Genomic DNA, 17,654 nt, shown 5'->3' with positions numbered 1-17,654 from the left:
TGCGCCTCGAGCGGGAATCCCGCTTACTTCCCCGCTGCACCCACGTTCTGATCGCTCTCGAAGGAGTCCGGATCCGGCTCGATCGCCGCGTACTGCACCGCCCGCCGACCCAGTGTCGTGACCCGCTTCTCGAGTTTCGGATCGACGAACTCGCCGTCCTCGAAGGCGGCGCTCGCGTTCGGAATCGCCGACTCGTGGGGGATCACCCACGCGTTCAGCGCCCGGCAGACCGATCGCATGTGCTCCAGGGTCGTCACGGGAAAGGCACCGCCCGAAACGGCGAGGAGTCCGACGGTCTTGTCCGCGAACTCGTCGAACCCGCAGTAGTCGATCGCGGTCTTCAGCGGCGAGGCGTACGATCCGTGATACATCGGCGAGCCGAGAATGATCGTATCGGCGTCGCGAACCCGGGTTGCCAGCGCTTCGGCATCGCCCGCGTCCTCGCGGTCCCGGTCGGCGTCGAATATCGGGAGGTCGTACTCCCGGAGGTCGAGTAACTCGGTCGTCGCGCCGGCCCGTTCGGCGGCCGAGAGGGTGGCTTCGAGTGCGGTCCGTGTGTGACTTTCCTCGCGGAGACTGCCACAGAGCGCTGCTATGTGGACATCGCTGTCGCTCATGCCTATTCGGACGACCGGAAGCGGGAAAAGCCGCCCGAACGTGACCGTTTTTGACACGATTCGGTCGGAACGACGCCCATCATGTGACGGCCATCGTAGCACAGGACCGATTTACGCGCTGATTGCATCGTTCTCATGCGATCAGGTTCGATGTTGTACTCTCGTACTCCTTCGAGCGGAAGATCATGCCGAACCGCTCGCGACTGGCAGCTTCGTTGTCACTCGAGCGTAGTAGAACGGACAGCCGCGAAACGGGTACATTCGAGTCAGGCGGTCGTCGCGGTCGTGTCCGTCGTTCGGACGCTTCCGTACACACCGACGAGCGAGAGAATCGCGATGATCGTCCCACCGAGGCTATTGATTCCGACCACCAGTTCTCGCTCGATTCCGAAAACGAACGGCGACGCCGCGATCCAGATTCCGAGCACCACGAGGACCGCGGCGAGGGCGATGCTCTGGGTACGGCTTTCGCCGGTTCGGTACGCGTGTACCGAGGCGACGAGTGCGGTCACAGCGCCCACGAGGACGTTGTGGATCCCCATGTTGCCCGTGATCGTGAAGACGACCGTCGATGCCATGATGAACGCACCGAGTACCGCCGTTAATCCGGCCGTTCGTTCGACCAGTACCGACGAGTCGTCCGCGGATCGCGTTTGGCTCATATGCAATGCAACGTGAGCTTCGTATTTGAGGGCACCGATAATATATTTGAGCTGATAAGTAACTGTAGTTGATGAGTGGATCCGTCGAACGAGCGGGGAAGCGATAGTCAGCACGGACCCGATCGGACGACGGCCGTGGAATCGGTGTCTTCCCGTTCAGCTGATATTCCGCCGACCCGTCGTCCCGCCGGAATGCGACGCCGTTCGGCGATCGACCGCCAACGACTGAATCTCCCCGAAGCCGTTCACGGTTCAGTCGCTGCCGGAAGCGTCAACGAGAACGTCGTTCCCTCGCCGGGCTCGGAGTCGACCCAGATCGCTCCGCCGTGGCGTTCGACGATCCGTCGACAGAGCGCCAGCCCGATTCCCGTCCCCTCGTACTCCTCGCGGCTGTGCAGGCGATCGAAGACCGTGAACACGCGATCCTGCTTATCCGGATCGATGCCGATCCCCTCGTCGCGAACCGAGAGAACCCACTCTCGGTCTCGGCGCTCGGCGGTGACGTCCACCCGCGGCGGGCCGTCCGCGTGATACGTCAGCGCGTTATCGAGGAGGTTCTGGAAGACCTGCCGCAACTGACTCGCGTCGCCTTCGACGACGGGAAGATCGCCGACCGCGATCTCGGCGTCGGCCTCTTCGATCTGTAACTGGAGATCGTCGATCACGTCCTCGAGCACGGCGTCGAGATCGATCGGTTCGAGCGGATCGCCCCGCGTCTCGACGCGGGAGTATTCGAGCAGGCCGTCGATCATCTCGCTCATGCGGTTCGCGCCGTCGACCGCAAACTCGAGGAACTCCCGCCCGTCCTCGTCGAAGGCGTCACCGTACCGGGTGTCGAGCAACTGGAGGTAGCTCGTGACCATGCGAAGGGGCTCCTGGAGGTCGTGCGAGGCGGCGTAGGCGAACTGCTCGAGTCGCTCGTTCGACGCCTCGAGCTTCTCGACCGTCTCTTCGAGTTTCCGCTGTGACTCGCGCCGTTCGGTGATGTCCGTAAGCGTGACGAGGGCGCGACTAACGTTCCCGTCATCGTCCCGGACCGGCATCCCGTGTTCCATGATGATTCGTCGGTCCCCCTCGAACGGCTCGATCTCGTAGACGTTCGGCTCCGCGACTTCCTCGCCCTGCAGTACCTGCGCCATCGTCCAATCATCGGGTCCGACCGGTTCGCCGCGCTCCGCCCACACCGCCGAATACTTCTCGTAGTCCGCGACCGACTCCGCGTCGAAGACGTCGCCGCCCCAGATCTCCTTCGCCGTCTCGTTCGCTCTGAGCAGCGATCCGTCCGCGTTCGCCACGACCGCACCGACGGGTAACACCTGGAAGAGCGTCTCGAGTTCCTTTCGCTGCCGTTCGACCTCGAGTTCGGCCCGCTTTCGGTCCGTGATGTCCGTGAGCGCGCCGGGGAACGTGACGGGATCGCCGTCCTCGTCGCTCTCGACGTGGCCGCGGGCGACGACCCACCGGAGTTCGTCGTCCGCATTCCAGACGCGATACTCCGCCTCGTACTCACTGCAGCGTTCGACGGCGTCCTCGACTTGCGCTTCGACGCGGTCGCGATCGTCCTCGTGGATCGCAGCAGTGAACCGTCCGAGTGGAACGCCGTCGCGAGCGTCGTCAGGGTCGATACCGAACGTTTTGGCGAACGACGCTCCGACGGTCATCTGATCTTCGGGAATCTTCCATTCCCACGTCCCGACCGCACCGGCTTCGGTCGCGGCCTCGAACTGTGCCTTCGCGTCGCGAAGGTACCGTTCGTGCTCCTTGCGTTCGGTGATATCGCGATCGGAGACGATGATCGACACGACGTCTCCCTCGTCGTTCGTGACGGGTCTGAAGACGCCGCTGACCGTGAATTGCTGCGCATTTCGTCCGACGATATCGGTCTCGAACTCGACGTACTCGCCGGCCGCCGCTCGCTCGGTCCACTCTTTCACGTCGGACTGAACGCCCTCTCCGTCCCCCCACCACGGCGTCTCCCAGAAGGGCTCGTCGATCACGTCCGCGAGGTCGGCGTCGATGTAGTCCATCGCCGTCCGGTTGATATCCAGCACCGTCCCGTCCGGCTCGAGCAGGCCGACGAGGATGTTCGGGTCGTCGAAAACCGCCTCGAACCGACGCTCCGTCCGTTCGTTCTCGACGGCCATCGCGAGGATGTTCGACACGCTCCGGATGAAATTCGCGTCGTGTTCCGCGAACTCCCGCCGTTCGGTCGGGTGGGCTGCCAGGACGCCCCACGGCTCCTCGCCCGAGCCGATACTGACGCTGATCCCGCTGACGATGCCGTGATCGGTGAAGAGGTCGGGATCGGAAAACCGCTCGTCGGTTCGCAGATCGTCCACGACGACCGGCCCGTCGGCGCGCAGCGCGCGGCCGGCCTGCGAGTCGGGAGTCGCCGACACCGTCGCGGTCCCGACGCACCCGTCGCGCCAGCCCACGCCCTGCCGAAGGACGCACTCGTCAGTCGCCGGCAGCGACTCGAGCACCGCCACGAACTCGGTCTCGAGCGTCTCGGCGATCGTCGCTGTCGCCTCTCGAAGCAAACGCGTGAGATCGTCGATCTCGAGGGCGCGCTGTCCGAGTTCGGCGACGGCCTCCTGTTGGCGGATGCGGGCTCGTGTCGAGGGATCGAGATCCGCTCGAGGAGATGAAGTCATTCGTGGTACATTTCGTGGGGCAGAGGATAAGAGCTTCCCCGGACGATTAACCGTCAGACCCGTCGGGTACCGCGGCTGAACGCTCGCTTCCTCGTAGGGGGACCGAGGGATCATTCCGAGAAGTCACAGCGTACTCGGCAGGTCGTCCGGCGTCCTCGAGCGTCGGTGACGTTCGTTCTATCAGTCAGATGCGGAACACTAATGACCGACGGTGACCGTGCATCTCGTGTAGAGGTGGCAATATGATGACATCAGGTGCCCGGATTCGAGCGTCACTGCTCTGGCGGATGGTCGTCGCTCTGGCCGTACTGACGGTCGTCTCGATACTCATCGCCGCGACGGCGATCGTCGTCGGCGGCTCGCTCGCGTGGCTCGGGATCCTCCTCGTCCTCTACGTGCTCGAGACGCTGCTCCTGCCGTTTTCCGGGGGCTACGTCGGAGTGGTGCAGTGGACGTTCACGCATCCCCTCCGCGTCGCGGTCGCGAGCGGGATTCCCCTGCTCCCGGTCCTCTACTACTGGCCGGTCCGGGACGAAATCCGGGAGTTCCAGGCGGAACTCGGGAAAGCGGGCGCGCCGGCGTCCGAAACCCATCCCGAACTGGCGGCGATGGCCCGTCGGCTCGCCCAGCAGGGAGACGTTCCGGAGCCGGATGTCTACGTCGCCGATCGCCGACGGCCGGCGTCGTACGCCGTCGGCGGCCGCTCGAGCGGGACCGTCATCGTCACCACGGGGCTCGTAAATCGGCTCTCGACGGGGGAACTGGAGGCGGTGCTCGCACACGAGATCAGCCACCTCGCGAACGGCGACAGCCGCATCATGAATCTCGTGCTCGTTCCGATGCTGGTCGCCGAACACGTGGGGTCGGACGATCCGCCGTCCCGGAAACTGTTGGTCTCTCAGCCCCTGGCCTATCTGGCCCGGCTCGTCCTGTGGGCGCTCCTGACGGTCGTCACGACGGGACAGCGACTGTGCTGTCAGTTCGGGATCGCCGTCCTCTCGCGCGGTCGGGAGTTCGCGGCCGACAGGGGGGCCGCGGAACTGACGGGCGCGCCGAGCGACCTCGCCAGCGCGCTCGAGACGCTCTCGGACGACCGCTCGCGGCCGAGCGAGGACAAGCGTACCTGGGCGAAGTCGGCGAGCGCGCTGGATATTCTCCCGCGCGAGGCGGCGGTCGCGTCGCCGGGCCCGTTTCGGACCCATCCGAGCACCGAGCGGCGGATCGAGCGCCTCGAGCGGCTGGTCGTCGAGCGAGTGACGGGAGCCGGCGGCCGCGAGTAGCGATTCCGCGTTCCCGCAGTTGGCGGCGGGCGGCTGGTCCGCCGAACGGGGGACGCAGCCCTGAGAGACGCTGAAACGACTACTTGACAGTAATCGGGCCAGAGAGTTGCAGTTTTATTCTTGCGGTTGTATAGCCACGTATGGCTTCGGCAGACGAAACCGGCGAAACTGATCTGGGGGAGGTGGTCGACATTTTACTGGTCGAGCCGAATCACGGCGACGTGCGGCTCTTCGAGGAGAACTTCGAGGAGGGGAAAATCGCGAACGCCGTTCACACGGTCTCCGACGGCGAGGCGGCGCTCGAGTTCGTGCATCAACGCGGTGACTACGCGGATGTCCCGCAGCCGGATCTGATCCTGCTCGAGCCCCAGCTCCCCGGCAAGAGCGGGATGGAGGTGCTCGCGGAACTGAAGGGCGAACCGGTGTTGAGCGAGATTCCCGTCGTCGTCCTCACGAGTTCGAAGATGGGCGAAGACATCGTGCGATCCCACGACCTCGAGGCCGACGAGTACATCCAAAAACCGGTCGAGACCGACGAGTTCGTCGAGTTCGTCCAGTCGATCGAGGACTTCTGGTTCGCGATCATCAAAACCGACGGCGAGGAGTGACCGGCGAAGGGGGTTTCCGTGGCGTGAGTTTCCGCTCTGTCTCTGCGGCGTACCTTTCTGCGCTGGCTCGAGGGGGCGGTCTCACCATCGGCTCGAGTCACGTCATCCGTTCGCCGGCATCGGTGACCGCGATCGCGCAGTCGTCACAGAGCCACCAGCCCACCAGCGGATCGCGTTCGGGAATCGCCGCGTCGCAGTTCGGGCACCGCGTCGGAGCCCCGTCGCTCGAGTCGGTCATCCGTTCCCCTCGCCGCGCTCGCGAGCGCTCGCGTCGACCGCGTCGGAATCGGTCGCGCCGATCTCGCAGGCGAGCGCGAGGCGTTCGGCGCGCTGGATGAGGAGGGCGCGCCCGTCGTCGGTGAGGGGATACACGTACCGATGGGCCCCGAGTCGCCGCTTCTCGAGCAGGCCGTGACCCACGAGCACGTGCAGGTTCGGATCGAGTCTGGTGCGGGTGACGCTGGGGTAGGCGCGCTCGAGTTCGTCGATGATCGCGGGTTCGCGGGCGGGGATGTGGGTTCGCTCGAGGCGGGTGACGGCCTCGAGACAGTCGCGCTGGAAGGCGGTGAGTTCGATCCACGCGGTTCGGCCGTCGGGCGCGGGGTAGTTTCGGGGTGGTTCGGTCGCTCGAGCGGGCCGGTCATGGTTCTGTGGGGTTTCGTCGTGCATGGGTTTCGGAGGGTGGTTTCGGGAGCTTGTGGTGGAGCCGGTGTCTGAAGTACCGGGTTGGATTTTCGATTTGGACTCAACAGGTAGTGAGCCACTGCGATGCTCGTATTTGCTTACTCCCGCGTCTATCACAATAAGCCCTTCTACGATATCGTAGGATTTTATCCACAGTATCGTCTAACCACTCGAGCGTTTCGAACGATGTAAGAAGCCGGTCAGAAACGCGTAACTGATGAGGAAACCCGGTGATTGGATGCAGAATCCGACAGACGAGCGGATTCTGGAGGTGCTGAATACCGGGTTAGAGCTTGGTCCGACGACGATCGGGAGAAACATCGATCGTGACCGGACTGGCGTCAGTCGACGGCTCTCCGTGTTGGTTGAGTATGGTCTCGTGGCTCGAGTCGATGAGGGATACTACGTTATCACTGCTCTCGGGGAGCAGTATCTCAATGGGGAACTTGATGCGGACGAGCTCGAGCCGGACAGTCGCTAACTGAAACACGAATTACGTCGTGACCGCTTCTCGAGGGCCTCCCTCGCGAGCGTCCGGCTTGTCTCGAACTGGTCCGGCTTCAGCCGGGAGAGAATCGATCCGCGTTCCTCGGGGTTCGCTCTGGCCGTCGGCCTCGAGAATAGCAGCCGATAGTACCGTGGGTTCGGTAGTCGGAGCACTCGCAAAACTCGAGACGAGTACAGGCAGCGTCGGTATCACGCTGCCGGCTCCGACGGGAAGTCACTCGTACAGAACCGCTTTCGCAGCGTCTGCACCATCTACATCGGGGTGGTTTGGCCACTCGGTCATCTTTTCGGCACAACAATCTAGACAAAACAGATGATACGAATTCGGGTTTTGCCAGTTTTCGCGCTCCAACCAGTATCCCTCAGTTTCATCGCCATCGATACGCGTCTCACACTCGAGGCATGCCTTCGGCTTGCAAGGCGGGTTCGGCTCGGGCCAATAACACCTCATTGTACCGTCTATACAGATGACAGCCTAATAATTGTATTCTAACAACATCTAAATTACCAGTTGCGATTAGAACTGGTAGTGGATTCTTAGAAAAAAGACATCTGATCAATACGCCCGTGTACCGGCCGAAGCGGGTGTTTCAGTTTCCCACGCCGGTCGGAATATAGTTCCAACTGAAACGGTTCACACATCGATCGCGCAGCCGTCGTGCGATCGAGTGTGCAGTGACTTTCAGTGGCTACTATACCGAACTCGGATCTCCGACTACCGAGAGACTGCACACGAGTTCGGTGCCAGAAGAACGCACAATCGAATCAGAGAGGGATTTGAACCACGGTCGCAGCGAAGTTGCTCCCTGATTCAAATCCCTCCTCTTGCATACCTGCCGCTCGCGAGTTTGCGAGCGGCGAGGATGGGGTCGGAGGGATTTGAACCCCCGATCTACTGATATCTCCGGTGCGCCTCGGAACTCCAGAGGGTCATCACACGGACACTGATCAGGTGTCCGATCAGTATATCAGTCTGGAGTGTCGTCCCGGGCGCGTTGCCTCTGGAGTCAGCCGCCATGCCTGGCTTGGCCACGACCCCTCGAGTCTTCGTTGGGCGATCCACCCTAAAGTGGTTTCGATTCGGTACTGAAACCGCACTACAGCCACGGAGCCCGTCCCGCGGTGTCCGTCCCGTCGTCGCCCGGATACGCGTTCGACTCCTCCTCGCTCTCCTCGACCGGCGGCTCGCTCGAGTCCTCGACGTCCCCGCCGTCGGCCACCGCACCCATCTGGGCGGCCGCAGAGCCCGAATCGGCACCCGAACTCGAGTCCGCGTCGGAGCCGCCCCACGGAATGTCGACGGCGAACAGGGCGGCGACGAGCAACGCAGCCAGCGGGGCCTGTCCGAAGGCCATCCCGAGCAGGGACAGCGGCAGCAATCCGAGCGCGACCGCGCTCCCGAAGCGGAACCGGTCGATGTCCATGTACTCCCGCAGGTACGGTCCGGTGAGGGCGATGGTCAGCGCGAACGCCACGCCGACGGCCGCCGCCAGCGTCGCGTGGACGACGAGGACGGGATCGGTCATCACGACGAACGTCGCCCCCGAGGGGTCGATGCTCGCGACCAGCCCCAGCCCGATCACGACGATCGGGTTGGGGAGGTAGTCTCCGATGGTCGCGCTGGCGGTCTTCGCCGCGATGGCGGCGATCACCAGTGCCGCGAACCGCTCGAAGATGACGATGTCGAGCACGCTCTCGATCGCCGGCGCGAGTGCGGCCTGGACCGCCGCGAGCAGTATCAGCGGGATCCCAACGAGCAAGACGACGGTCGCCTGCTCTCGAGGCGTGCCGTCCATCTCCGCCAGGATCACGGCGACGGTGGCGCTCCCGCCGAAAATCAGCAGGCCGACCTGGAACGCGCCCAGCGGCTCGTCGAGCGCGCCGGCCAGGATCAACGCGGGGAAGACGCCGTCGACTAACGGCAGCATCATCACCAGCGCGAGGAGCCTCGCGTCACCCCCGACGATGCGCTCCATCTGGAGCGCGACTGGGTGTTGTGACGTACTCATCGGTCAGGGCCGATGGCCGTGACCCGAGGCCTGTGGGCGATATGACGGGCGATCCCGTACCGACCGGTCCGCACACCAGTCGATCGCATTAGGATTGGGGCCTCGTGCTGTGAGTTTCGGTGTAAAATTCCCGAACTGGGCGGCGACGAAGTCGGAACTCGTCCGGCCATCGGTTCGGGCGGCGGCTGCACTCACAGCGTACATACCCGATGACACGAGCGGACTGTCAATAAACGTTGTGTGGGACTGCATTTCACGATTCGGCAGTGTTTCAGCAGTAGCGGCCAGATCCGTACGGAAACGCACAGATCTGGTACGGATGTAGGCACTCGTCGCTGGAATCGCCGCGATTTGTGACACTGACCACGACTCTCGCGCCGCCAAAAAGTTCGGACAAGAACCCGACGACTCGAGGACGGGAGGGGACGGCTCGAACGGAGAGCGAGGCGTCGCCTGACGAACGTCTGACCGGCCGGACGATTCGCCCACTGAGGCCTCCGTCAACCGTTCGCACCCGAATAAATCTCGCAACTCTTTTTGCTCGGGGGTCCGGACGGTTTACATGGCGAACGACGTTCCAGAGCAAGAGCCCTATTCTTCGAAACTGCAGGTACCGGAAGCGCTAACGTTCGACGATGTCCTTCTCCGCCCGAAGGAGAGCCGCGTCGAACCCGACGACGCGGACCTCACGTCCAACGTCTCGAAAAACGTCGAGGTCTCGGTCCCGATCCTCTCGGCGGCGATGGACACCGTCACCGAAAGCGGGATGGCGATCTCGATGGCCCGCCACGGCGGCCTCGGCGTCCTCCACCGCAACATGAACATCGACGAGATGGTCGAGGAGATAGACCGCGTCAAGAGCGCCGACGAACTCATCATCCCCCTCGACTCGGTCGTCACCGCCGATCCCGAAATGTCCGTGCGCGAGGTCGACGAGCGAATGGCCCGTCAGGGCGTCGGCGGCGCGCCCGTCGTCAACACCAACGGCGAAGTCCTGGGGATCATCTCGAGTACGGACATCCGACCCCACCTCGAGGTCAACGAGGACGACCCGGTCACGGAGGCGATGACCGACGAGGTCATCACGGCCCACGAGGACATCGACTCCCGCGAGGCCTTCGAGATGATGTACGAGCACAAGATCGAGCGGGTCCCGGTCGTCGACGACGAGAACCTCCTCGTCGGCCTCGTGACGATGCAGGGAATCCTCCAGCGCCGCGAGTACAAGGAGGCCGTCCGCGACGAGGACGGTCGCCTCCGCTGTGGCGTCGCCGTCAGCCCGTTCGAGCACGACCGCGCGACGGCCGCCGACGAGGCCGGTGCCGATGTCCTCTTCATCGACACCGCGCACGCACACAACCTGAACGTCGTCGAGGGCGCTCGAGACATCAAAGAATCCGTCGACGCGGACGTCGTCGTGGGGAACATCGGCACCCGCGAGGCGGCCGAGGATCTGGTCGGCTTCGCGGACGGCCTCAAGGTCGGCATCGGCCCGGGATCCATCTGTACCACCCGCGTCGTCTCCGGGTCCGGCATGCCCCAGATCACGGCCGTCGCCCAGGTTGCAGACGTCGCGAACGACCACGACGTACCGGTGATCGCCGACGGCGGCATCCGCTACTCCGGCGACGCGATCAAGGCGGTTGCCGCCGGCGCTGATGCGGTCATGCTCGGCTCCTACTTCGCCGGCACCGACGAGGCGCCGGGCCGCGTCGTGACGATGAACGGGAAGAAGTACAAGCAGTACCGCGGCATGGGCTCCGTCGGCGCGATGAAGTCCGGCGACAGCGACCGATACCTCAAGGACGAACCCGACGAGGACGACGAGTACGTTCCGGAGGGCGTCGAGGCCGCGACGCCGTACAAGGGGACGCTCAAGTCCGAACTCCACCAGCTCGCCGGCGGCATGCAGTCGGGCATGGGCTACGTCGGCGCGGAAACCGTCCCCGAATTCAAGGAGCGCTCGGAGTTCGTCCGCGTCTCCGCGGCCGGACAGGCCGAGAGCCACGCTCACGACGTCGTCATCACCGACGAGGCGCCGAACTACTCGCCCGACGGCGAGTAGCCCGGACGAAGCTCCGTCGTTCGGACGTCGACCCCCGCGCTCGCGGTGTCGGATCGAACGGATTTTCGGCAGATCGGCGTTCTTTTCCCCGATTTCGGTAGTAGGCGAGAGTGCCCCTTCGAGAGCGTTTCGAAACGCGCACGGTCCCTCGAACCGGACGAGTCGGAGGAGACCGTGCGACGAGCGGTGTCCGCCACGGACCACCGGTCCGTCTCCGTCACTCCGCTTTCAACTCCGTTCGCCGGATCTTCCCGGTCGTCGTCTGGGGGAGTTCGTCGCGGAACTCGATTACCCGGGGATACTCGTACTCGGCGAGTCGGTCTCGGACGAGATCGCGTATATCCGCGCGTAGTCCGTCGGCGTCGTCCTCGGCGGAGATCGCGCCGTCCGCTGGTTCGACGACCGCTTTGATGAGCTCACCTCGCGTCTGGTCCGGTACGCCAACGACGCCCACCTGGGCGACCGCCTCGTGTTCCAAGATCGCCTCCTCGACCTCGCGCGGGCCGACGCGGTAGCCGCTGGTGATGATGAGGTCGTCGTCCCGGGAGACGAACCAGCAGTAGCCCTCCTCGTCGCGCTCGGCGAGGTCGCCCGTGAGATGCCAGCGCTCGCCGTCGACTTCGAGCGTAACTGACTCGGTCTTCTCCGGGGCGTTCCAGTACTCCTCGAAGACGACGGGGTCGTCCCCCCGGCGGACGGCGACCTCGCCGATCTCGCCAGACTCGACGCGCTCGCCCGTCTCCGAATCGAGGACCGCCACGTCGTGGCCGGGCACGGGCTTTCCCATGCTGCCGGCCTTGGCGGGGAACCACTCCCGGCAGTTCGTCACGAGCAGGTTCGCCTCCGTCTGGCCGTAGAGTTCGTTGACGACCGTTCCCTCGAGTTCCGCGTCGGCCCACTCGAGGATTTCGGCGGTGAGGGGTTCGCCGCCCGAGCAGATGGCGCGCAGCGAGAGGTCGTACGCCTCGGTCGGGTCGTCGACCTCCATCAGCATCCGGATCGCCGTCGGCGGGAGGAACGCGTGGGTGACGTCGAACTCCGCCATGATCTCGAAGGCGCTGTCGGCGTCGAACGAGCCCATGGGATAGCCGACGACGGGCCGGCCGTAGTGCCACGCGGGGAAGACGAGGTCGCCCAGCGCCCCGATCCAGGCCCAGTCGGCGGGCGTCCAGAAGACGGCGTCGTCGTCACGGATATCCCGCTCGAAGTACATCTGGAACGCCGGACAGTGGCCGAGCCAGACGCCGTGGGTGTGGAGGACGCCCTTCGGCGACCCCGTCGATCCGCTCGTGTACATGACGATCGCCGGCGTGTCGACATCCGTCTCGGCGCGGTCGTAGTCGGTGATCCCCCAGTCGATCGCGTCGTCGAAGCGCCCCGCGGTCGCCTCGCCCATCTCGTCCGTCTCGGTGTCGCCGTCGACCACGAGCACGTGCTCGAGGTCGGGGCAATCGGGCGCGACGGCGCGGATCGTCTCGCGCTGGGAGTCGTCCACGACGGCGACGCGGGCGCCGCTATCCGTGAGCCGGTACCTGAGCGCGTCGTCGCCGAACAGCACCGACAGCGGTAGCGAGGTCGCACCCAGCTTCCAGCAGGCGAGGTGGGTCAGAACGTTCGCCGGTTTCTGCGGGACGACGACCGCGACGCGGTCGCCGCGCTCGACGCCGCGGGACGCGAGGGCGGCCGCGACCGCGTTCGATCTTTCGTCGAGGTCGTCGAAGGTGTACCGCTCGCGGCGGCCGTCCGAGTGCGCTTGATAGAGCGCGACCCGGTCGCCGCCCTCGTGTTTCGAGACGAGGTCGGCCGCGGCGTTGAACGCATCGGGGACGTCCCACGCGAACGATTCTCGGGCGTCGTCGTACGAGTCGTGGTCGAGGGTGATGTGCCAGGTCATGGGTCCGTGCCCGTATCGTGGTGCACGACGGGAGGGGTATTCGAAGTCGGGGCCGGATTCAGGGTGACGGCTGTCAGCGAAACGGCCACCCCCGCGATTCGACGGAGACGTCGACGTGGTCGAGTCGGGGATCCTCGGCGAGCTCCGCGACGAGGTCTGCGTGGGACGCGGCGTCTCCGGTCGCGACGAGGGTCATCTCGCCGCCGTAGCGGTCCGCGTCGCCGTGCTCGCCGCCCGCTCGCCAGCGCAGGTCGAGTTGCGCCCGCCGAAACCGCGTCCCCTCGAGCAGGCTGATCTCCTCGAGGTCCGAAAGCGGGACGGCGAAGTTCACCTCGGCGAGCGAGAGGAGGTCCTCGAGCGGCCGGTCGTCGACGAGGGCGCGGTCGCGTTCGCCCATGTCCGCCCGCAGGAGCATGGATCGGTAGGACTGGCCGACGTAACACCAGACGAGGCGCTCGTCGGTGAGCACCAGTTCCCAGAACTCGATCGAGTTCGGTCGCTGGCGGAGCCACCGCGTGAAGCGGGCGACCTGTTTCTCGGCGCTCGTCATCATCGTTCGAACAGCGTGTTGAGGTCGGCGGGGAACCGCTCGCCGTCCTGGGTCGCGACGGAGACGAAGACGAAGACGACCATCACGACCAGCAGGATGATCGCCTCGGCCGGGACCTCCGGCGGGTAGGGGTAGAGCGTTCCCGAGATCAGTTCGACGAGCCACTCGTCGCCCGTGACGGACGCGGCCTCCGGGATCACGTTGTACACGATGTTCAACCCCATCCCGAGGACCAGTGAAGCGATCGCACCCCACTTCGTCGCGCCCTTCCAGTTCATCCCGAGCACCACGACGGGGACGAACGCCGCGGCGAAGAAGCCCCAACTGATTGCCCCGAGGATGCCCACCAGCGCGTCAGAGTAGAAGACGACGACCGTCGAGAGGACGGTGATCGTCGCCAGCGCCGCCTGGGTGACGCGAAGTTCCGTCTTGTCGTCCGTGATCGGACGACCGAGCGCCCGCGGGATGTCTCGGGAGACGGCGGCCGCACCGATGTTGAGGAACGAGTCGCTGGTGGACATGATCGCCGCCAACAGCGCCGCCAGGATCAACCCGGCCAGAACGTCCGGCGTGTGCTCGAGGACGAACACCGGGCCGACCTCACTCGCGCTGAACGTCTCCTCGATCTCGCCGGCCTCGACCATCGCGCGCATCGAGAGGCCGGCTGAGAAGGCGATCATGCTCGAGATGGCGTAGGAGATGGCCGCGATCGGGGCGCCCCATTTGAGGATCGTGAGGTTCCGACTCATGTAGAACTTCGTGATGAGGTGGGGCTGGCCGGCCGACCCGACCGAGAAGAGGATCCACCAGGCGAGGCCGACGAGGATGGCGGTCTCCGCGCCGCCCAGCGCGCCGAACGGCGAGATCAGCGCGGGATCGGCGCTCGCTAGGTTGCGAGAGATGTTCTCCATACCGCCGCCGAAGGACATCGCGTAGACGAAGACGAACACCGCACCGGTGATCATGGTGATCGCCTGGACGAAGTCTGTCCAGACGCCGGCGATCATTCCGCCGAGCATGCTGTAGAGCAGCAGGATGAACGCGCCCCCGACCAGGCCCCAGAAGAGGGGAATCCCGAAGATGGCGCGCATGACGAACTGGAGTGCGGCCAGGTTCACCGCAAGGTACGCGATCACGCCGAGGAAGACCGCCAGGCCGCCGAGTCCCCGGACCCACTCGCTCTCGTAGCGAACGAACATCGCGTCGGGCAGGGTCAGGACGTTGCGCACGTCGGCGAGCACGCGGAGTCGCTTCGCGAGCACCACCCACGTGAGCAGGAACCCGATGGGTGCCGAGAAAAAGATCCACAGCGAAGTCGTCCCGAAGGCGTAGACGAGTTCGGGACCGCCGACGAATCCGAACCCCGACTGAATCACCGAGAAGGCGGTCATCGCGAGCACCCACGTGCCGATGCTCTTGCCGGTGATCAGGAAGTCGTCGGTCGTGTTCGTCTGTCGCCAGCCCCAGACGCCGATCGCGACGACGAGCAGCAGATACACCCCACCGAAGGCGACGATGATCGGTTCGTTCGCGACCGGTATCCCCCCCTGTAGCGGCGCGAGCACTGCGAGGGTCGCGAGGAGGGCGACGCTACTCATCGCTCACCTCCACGAGATCGGAGTCACTCGTCTCTCGATCGGACTGGTTCGGCGCCAGCGGATACACCCGCTCCTCCTGCTGCCGCCGCGCGTCGCGAACGATCTCCTCGACGATCTCTTCGCTGCCGATCCGATCGAAGATCAGCGAGTAGTAGATCGCGATTCCCAGCGGGAGGAACCAGATGAAGGTGAAGTAGAGCAGCGTGGGGACCGGCAGACCGAGGACGTACTCGTACTCGGTGACCGTCGGATCCCACGTCAGCCAGACTCCGGTCAGACCGATTAGGAAGAGGACTCCCATTCCAGCGACGATACCCGTGTACGGTTCCAGGGAGAGTTCGCGTTCGTTCTGTTCGGTCGCCGCGGCGGCGATGACGGCGAGGATGATGCCCGCCGCCAGGTACGAGAACGGACGGTACAGTTCGAGCGCGGCCGCGATCAAGGCGGCGAGACTGAGCACGCCGATCGCGATCATGATCGTGTTACGCGACATGGTTGTGGCCAAATTGCTTCCGGTGTGCGTCTTCGAGGTCTACAGACCCTGTACCGTCCGGGCGGTTTCCGTTTGGTTCGTCGACGACCGGTCCACGGTGATGGCGCTTGGTGATGTCGCCCATCGTGTGAGATGGTACCATGTTACGTAAAAAGAAAAGATTTCGGTTAATATATCGATATTAACCGTTAAGATGGCCGATACATTCCGCAATATTGTCGTGTTACTCCGCGGGAATGTTTTCCGAAAGCCGAACAACGAGCCTCCTCGTCAACGCTCGACGCACCGTTCTCTGCGAGACGTGGTCCGCCGCGAGTCGACGCCGACGATGCGCGGGCGGAACGTGCGACCGACCGACACCGACCGATCCGCCGTCGAACCGATCGAGGCGCGGCGGGACTACGAGAGCGAAAACGAGGTCCCACACTCGGTGCGTTCGGACCGGCCATCGTCGGTGAGGTCGAGTCCGGTCACCCCTCTGCTCCCGAGAGTCGAGGCGGCGAGAGAAACGCTCCGATCTGAACGGTGATCGGTTACTGCAGTTAGACCAGATCCTTCCATCTCGGACGCGTCCACCGACATCTACTCGAAGAATCGGGTGTCGCGAGCGAGTGAGAACGACTTCTCGCTACGCCGCCCGGTTCGTTCGGCGAAATCGACACGTTATGACGCCGCCGACGAGGGATGCCGGAGCGGGCCGATCGTGCGTCCGTGCTCGACGGGACGTCCGGTCGATCCCGGCCGCTCAGGGATCGAGTTCGGGAGTCGTGAACGCACCCTCGTCCGTTTCGGGATCGTACTCCTCGATGGCCGTTCGGACGAGCGAGAACACGCCTTGCTTGCTCCAGCGGGCGGTGTTGATGTGGAGGTCGTAGAACGTCTGATTGCCGATATCGATCTCGTAGTAGGACTGATAGCGGCCGGCTTCGCTCACCTCGCGGACGAGCATCTCGGCGTCGGTTTCGCCGCGTTCGTCGATCCGCTCGAGGCGGACGTCTTCGGGCGCGTCGAGCCAGATCCGCAGGTCGGCGCGCTCGCCGGCCAGCCAGCCCGCGAGCCGGGACTCGAGGATAAACGGTTTGTTGGCCATCCCCCACTTCTCGGCGATCTGCTGGAGCCGTCGGTCGAGCGCGCGGTCGATGTCGGCGGAGCCGTCGGCCTCCGCGGTGAGCTGGTTGAGACTCATATCGCGGTCGTCGGCGAGTTCGCGGAAGATGTCGCCGCCGGAGACGTAGGGACAGCCCATCGCGTCGGCGAGGCGTTGACAGAGCGTCGTCGCCCCGCAGCCCGGCGGCCCGGAAACGGTGATGAACAGTCTCGTGTCGATCTCCGCGTTCGAACCGTCTGCTGTGGCCATACGTTGATCCACTCGGTCCCCCCTGAAAAGGTTCCGGCCGCGATCGAATCCGATCGTCGCTCGCGGGAACGATAGCTCGGCGGCGGACGCGGGTCGCGTTCGGACTCCTCGGGTCCGTCCCTCCGGTATCAGGGCGTAAACGAGTTGCCACACTCGGTACACGTCAGCCGGAAGTCACCGTCGTCCGTCAGTTCGAGGCCGTGCCCGAGCTCGTCCTCGCAGTCCTGACAGTAGATTATCGACTCGATCTGGTCCCAGTCGTGTTTCGACTTGGGCGCACCGAAGGCGAAGCCGACGACCCGCTCGTCGGTGTCGTTGTAGCCGTGCTGGAAGTCACCGGGCGCGAACCGAATCACCTCGTCCTCGGCCACCGTCACCTCCTCGTCCCCGCTCGCGTCGGCCGCGTCGCGTTGCGACGCGCGCGTCTCGAACGTCGCGGTCCCCTGCTGGACGTAGAAGACCTCCTCCTGATCGTGATGGGTGTGTAGGCCGCCCGAAAAGGACTCTCCCGGCTCGAGTTCGAAGTAGTTCATCGCGAAGTCCGAAAATCCGAGCGCGTCCGAAACCGGCCGTCTGATCGAGTGAACATCCATCGGGTTGGTTTCGATGTCGACGTCGTCGATAGCGACTTTCTCCATGCCTCGTCGTTCGGTTCGGGATGCAAAAATCCCGTGGA

At 64.6% G+C, this 17,654-nt stretch carries 16 protein-coding genes and 1 tRNA gene; 4 read left to right on the top strand and 13 right to left on the bottom strand.

All coding sequences use genetic code 11. The features are described 5' to 3' along the window. Window positions 1-23 precede the first annotated feature (23 nt). From LDH74_RS07670 to LDH74_RS07660, 3 genes are all read right to left on the bottom strand, one after another. Window positions 24-617 carry an NAD(P)H-dependent oxidoreductase gene (locus LDH74_RS07670; protein WP_226041923.1) on the bottom strand — a complete coding sequence of 198 codons (594 nt, stop codon included), beginning with the start codon at window positions 615-617 and terminating at the stop codon, window positions 24-26. Window positions 618-883: 266 nt separating this feature from the next. After that, entirely contained in the window at window positions 884-1,279 is a 396-nt protein-coding gene (locus tag LDH74_RS07665; protein ID WP_226041922.1) for a hypothetical protein, read from the bottom strand. Between the two features lie 245 nt (window positions 1,280-1,524). Beyond that, window positions 1,525-3,933, bottom strand: coding sequence for an ATP-binding protein (locus LDH74_RS07660; protein ID WP_226041921.1), 2,409 nt, complete (start codon window positions 3,931-3,933; stop codon window positions 1,525-1,527). Between the two features lie 245 nt (window positions 3,934-4,178). On the opposite strand from LDH74_RS07660, the gene LDH74_RS07655 reads away from it, so the two are divergent. Further along, window positions 4,179-5,213 (top strand): M48 family metalloprotease, encoded by a 1,035-nt coding sequence (locus LDH74_RS07655; RefSeq protein ID WP_226041920.1) that lies wholly within the window; start codon window positions 4,179-4,181, stop codon window positions 5,211-5,213. A 140-nt stretch (window positions 5,214-5,353) separates the two neighbouring features. Continuing rightward, entirely contained in the window at window positions 5,354-5,821 is a 468-nt protein-coding gene (locus LDH74_RS07650) for a response regulator (RefSeq protein ID WP_226041919.1), read from the top strand. A 97-nt stretch (window positions 5,822-5,918) separates the two neighbouring features. On the opposite strand, the gene LDH74_RS07645 is transcribed toward LDH74_RS07650, so the two are convergent. Together LDH74_RS07645 and LDH74_RS07640 are read right to left on the bottom strand one after the other, a co-directional pair. Then, window positions 5,919-6,059, bottom strand: a complete 141-nt coding sequence (locus LDH74_RS07645) for a hypothetical protein (protein ID WP_226041918.1) — start codon at window positions 6,057-6,059, stop codon at window positions 5,919-5,921. Next, window positions 6,056-6,490 (bottom strand): PadR family transcriptional regulator, encoded by a 435-nt coding sequence (locus tag LDH74_RS07640; protein ID WP_226041917.1) that lies wholly within the window; start codon window positions 6,488-6,490, stop codon window positions 6,056-6,058. The genes LDH74_RS07645 and LDH74_RS07640 overlap by 4 nt, the downstream gene beginning before the upstream one ends. A 232-nt stretch (window positions 6,491-6,722) precedes the next feature. Here LDH74_RS07640 and LDH74_RS07635 point away from each other — a divergent pair, with 232 nt between their 5' ends. Beyond that, entirely contained in the window at window positions 6,723-6,986 is a 264-nt protein-coding gene (locus LDH74_RS07635) for a winged helix-turn-helix domain-containing protein (protein WP_226041916.1), read from the top strand. Between the two features lie 890 nt (window positions 6,987-7,876). On the opposite strand, the gene LDH74_RS07630 is transcribed toward LDH74_RS07635, so the two are convergent. Both LDH74_RS07630 and LDH74_RS07625 read right to left on the bottom strand, forming a co-directional pair. Then, window positions 7,877-8,051 (bottom strand) — tRNA-Trp (locus LDH74_RS07630). Window positions 8,052-8,109: 58 nt separating this feature from the next. Then, window positions 8,110-9,021: a DUF5794 domain-containing protein gene (locus LDH74_RS07625; protein WP_226041915.1), complete on the bottom strand. Its 912-nt coding sequence runs from the start codon at window positions 9,019-9,021 to the stop codon at window positions 8,110-8,112. Window positions 9,022-9,583: 562 nt separating this feature from the next. On the opposite strand from LDH74_RS07625, the gene guaB reads away from it, so the two are divergent. Beyond that, the gene (gene guaB / locus LDH74_RS07620; protein ID WP_226041914.1) at window positions 9,584-11,086 is read left to right on the top strand and encodes an IMP dehydrogenase; all 1,503 of its coding nucleotides are present in this window, start codon (window positions 9,584-9,586) and stop codon (window positions 11,084-11,086) included. A gap of 217 nt (window positions 11,087-11,303) precedes the next feature. On the opposite strand, the gene LDH74_RS07615 is transcribed toward guaB, so the two are convergent. The 6 genes from LDH74_RS07615 to LDH74_RS07590 form a co-directional block, all read right to left on the bottom strand. After that, a complete protein-coding gene (locus tag LDH74_RS07615; protein ID WP_226041913.1) occupies window positions 11,304-12,980 on the bottom strand; it encodes an AMP-binding protein in 1,677 nt (558 codons plus the stop codon). A gap of 73 nt (window positions 12,981-13,053) precedes the next feature. Beyond that, a complete protein-coding gene (locus LDH74_RS07610; protein ID WP_226041912.1) occupies window positions 13,054-13,533 on the bottom strand; it encodes a hypothetical protein in 480 nt (159 codons plus the stop codon). Continuing rightward, complete coding sequence (locus tag LDH74_RS07605) at window positions 13,530-15,128, bottom strand: sodium/proline symporter (protein ID WP_226041911.1); 1,599 nt, start codon at window positions 15,126-15,128, stop codon at window positions 13,530-13,532. Before LDH74_RS07605 ends, LDH74_RS07610 begins: the two co-directional genes overlap by 4 nt. Next, on the bottom strand, window positions 15,121-15,621 hold the full coding sequence (locus tag LDH74_RS07600) for a hypothetical protein (protein WP_226041910.1): 501 nt from the start codon (window positions 15,619-15,621) through the stop codon (window positions 15,121-15,123). Before LDH74_RS07600 ends, LDH74_RS07605 begins: the two co-directional genes overlap by 8 nt. Before the next feature lie 745 nt (window positions 15,622-16,366). Further along, a complete protein-coding gene (gene cmk, locus LDH74_RS07595) occupies window positions 16,367-16,978 on the bottom strand; it encodes a (d)CMP kinase (protein WP_226041909.1) in 612 nt (203 codons plus the stop codon). 128 nt (window positions 16,979-17,106) lie between these two features. After that, window positions 17,107-17,616, bottom strand: coding sequence for a cupin domain-containing protein (locus tag LDH74_RS07590; RefSeq protein ID WP_226041908.1), 510 nt, complete (start codon window positions 17,614-17,616; stop codon window positions 17,107-17,109). Window positions 17,617-17,654: the final 38 nt, after the last annotated feature.

Origin of the sequence: Natrinema sp. DC36 (genome assembly GCF_020405225.1) — an archaeon.
Taxonomy (GTDB): Archaea; Halobacteriota; Halobacteria; order Halobacteriales; family Natrialbaceae; genus Natrinema.
This window is presented reverse-complemented; position numbering and strand designations above follow the sequence as displayed.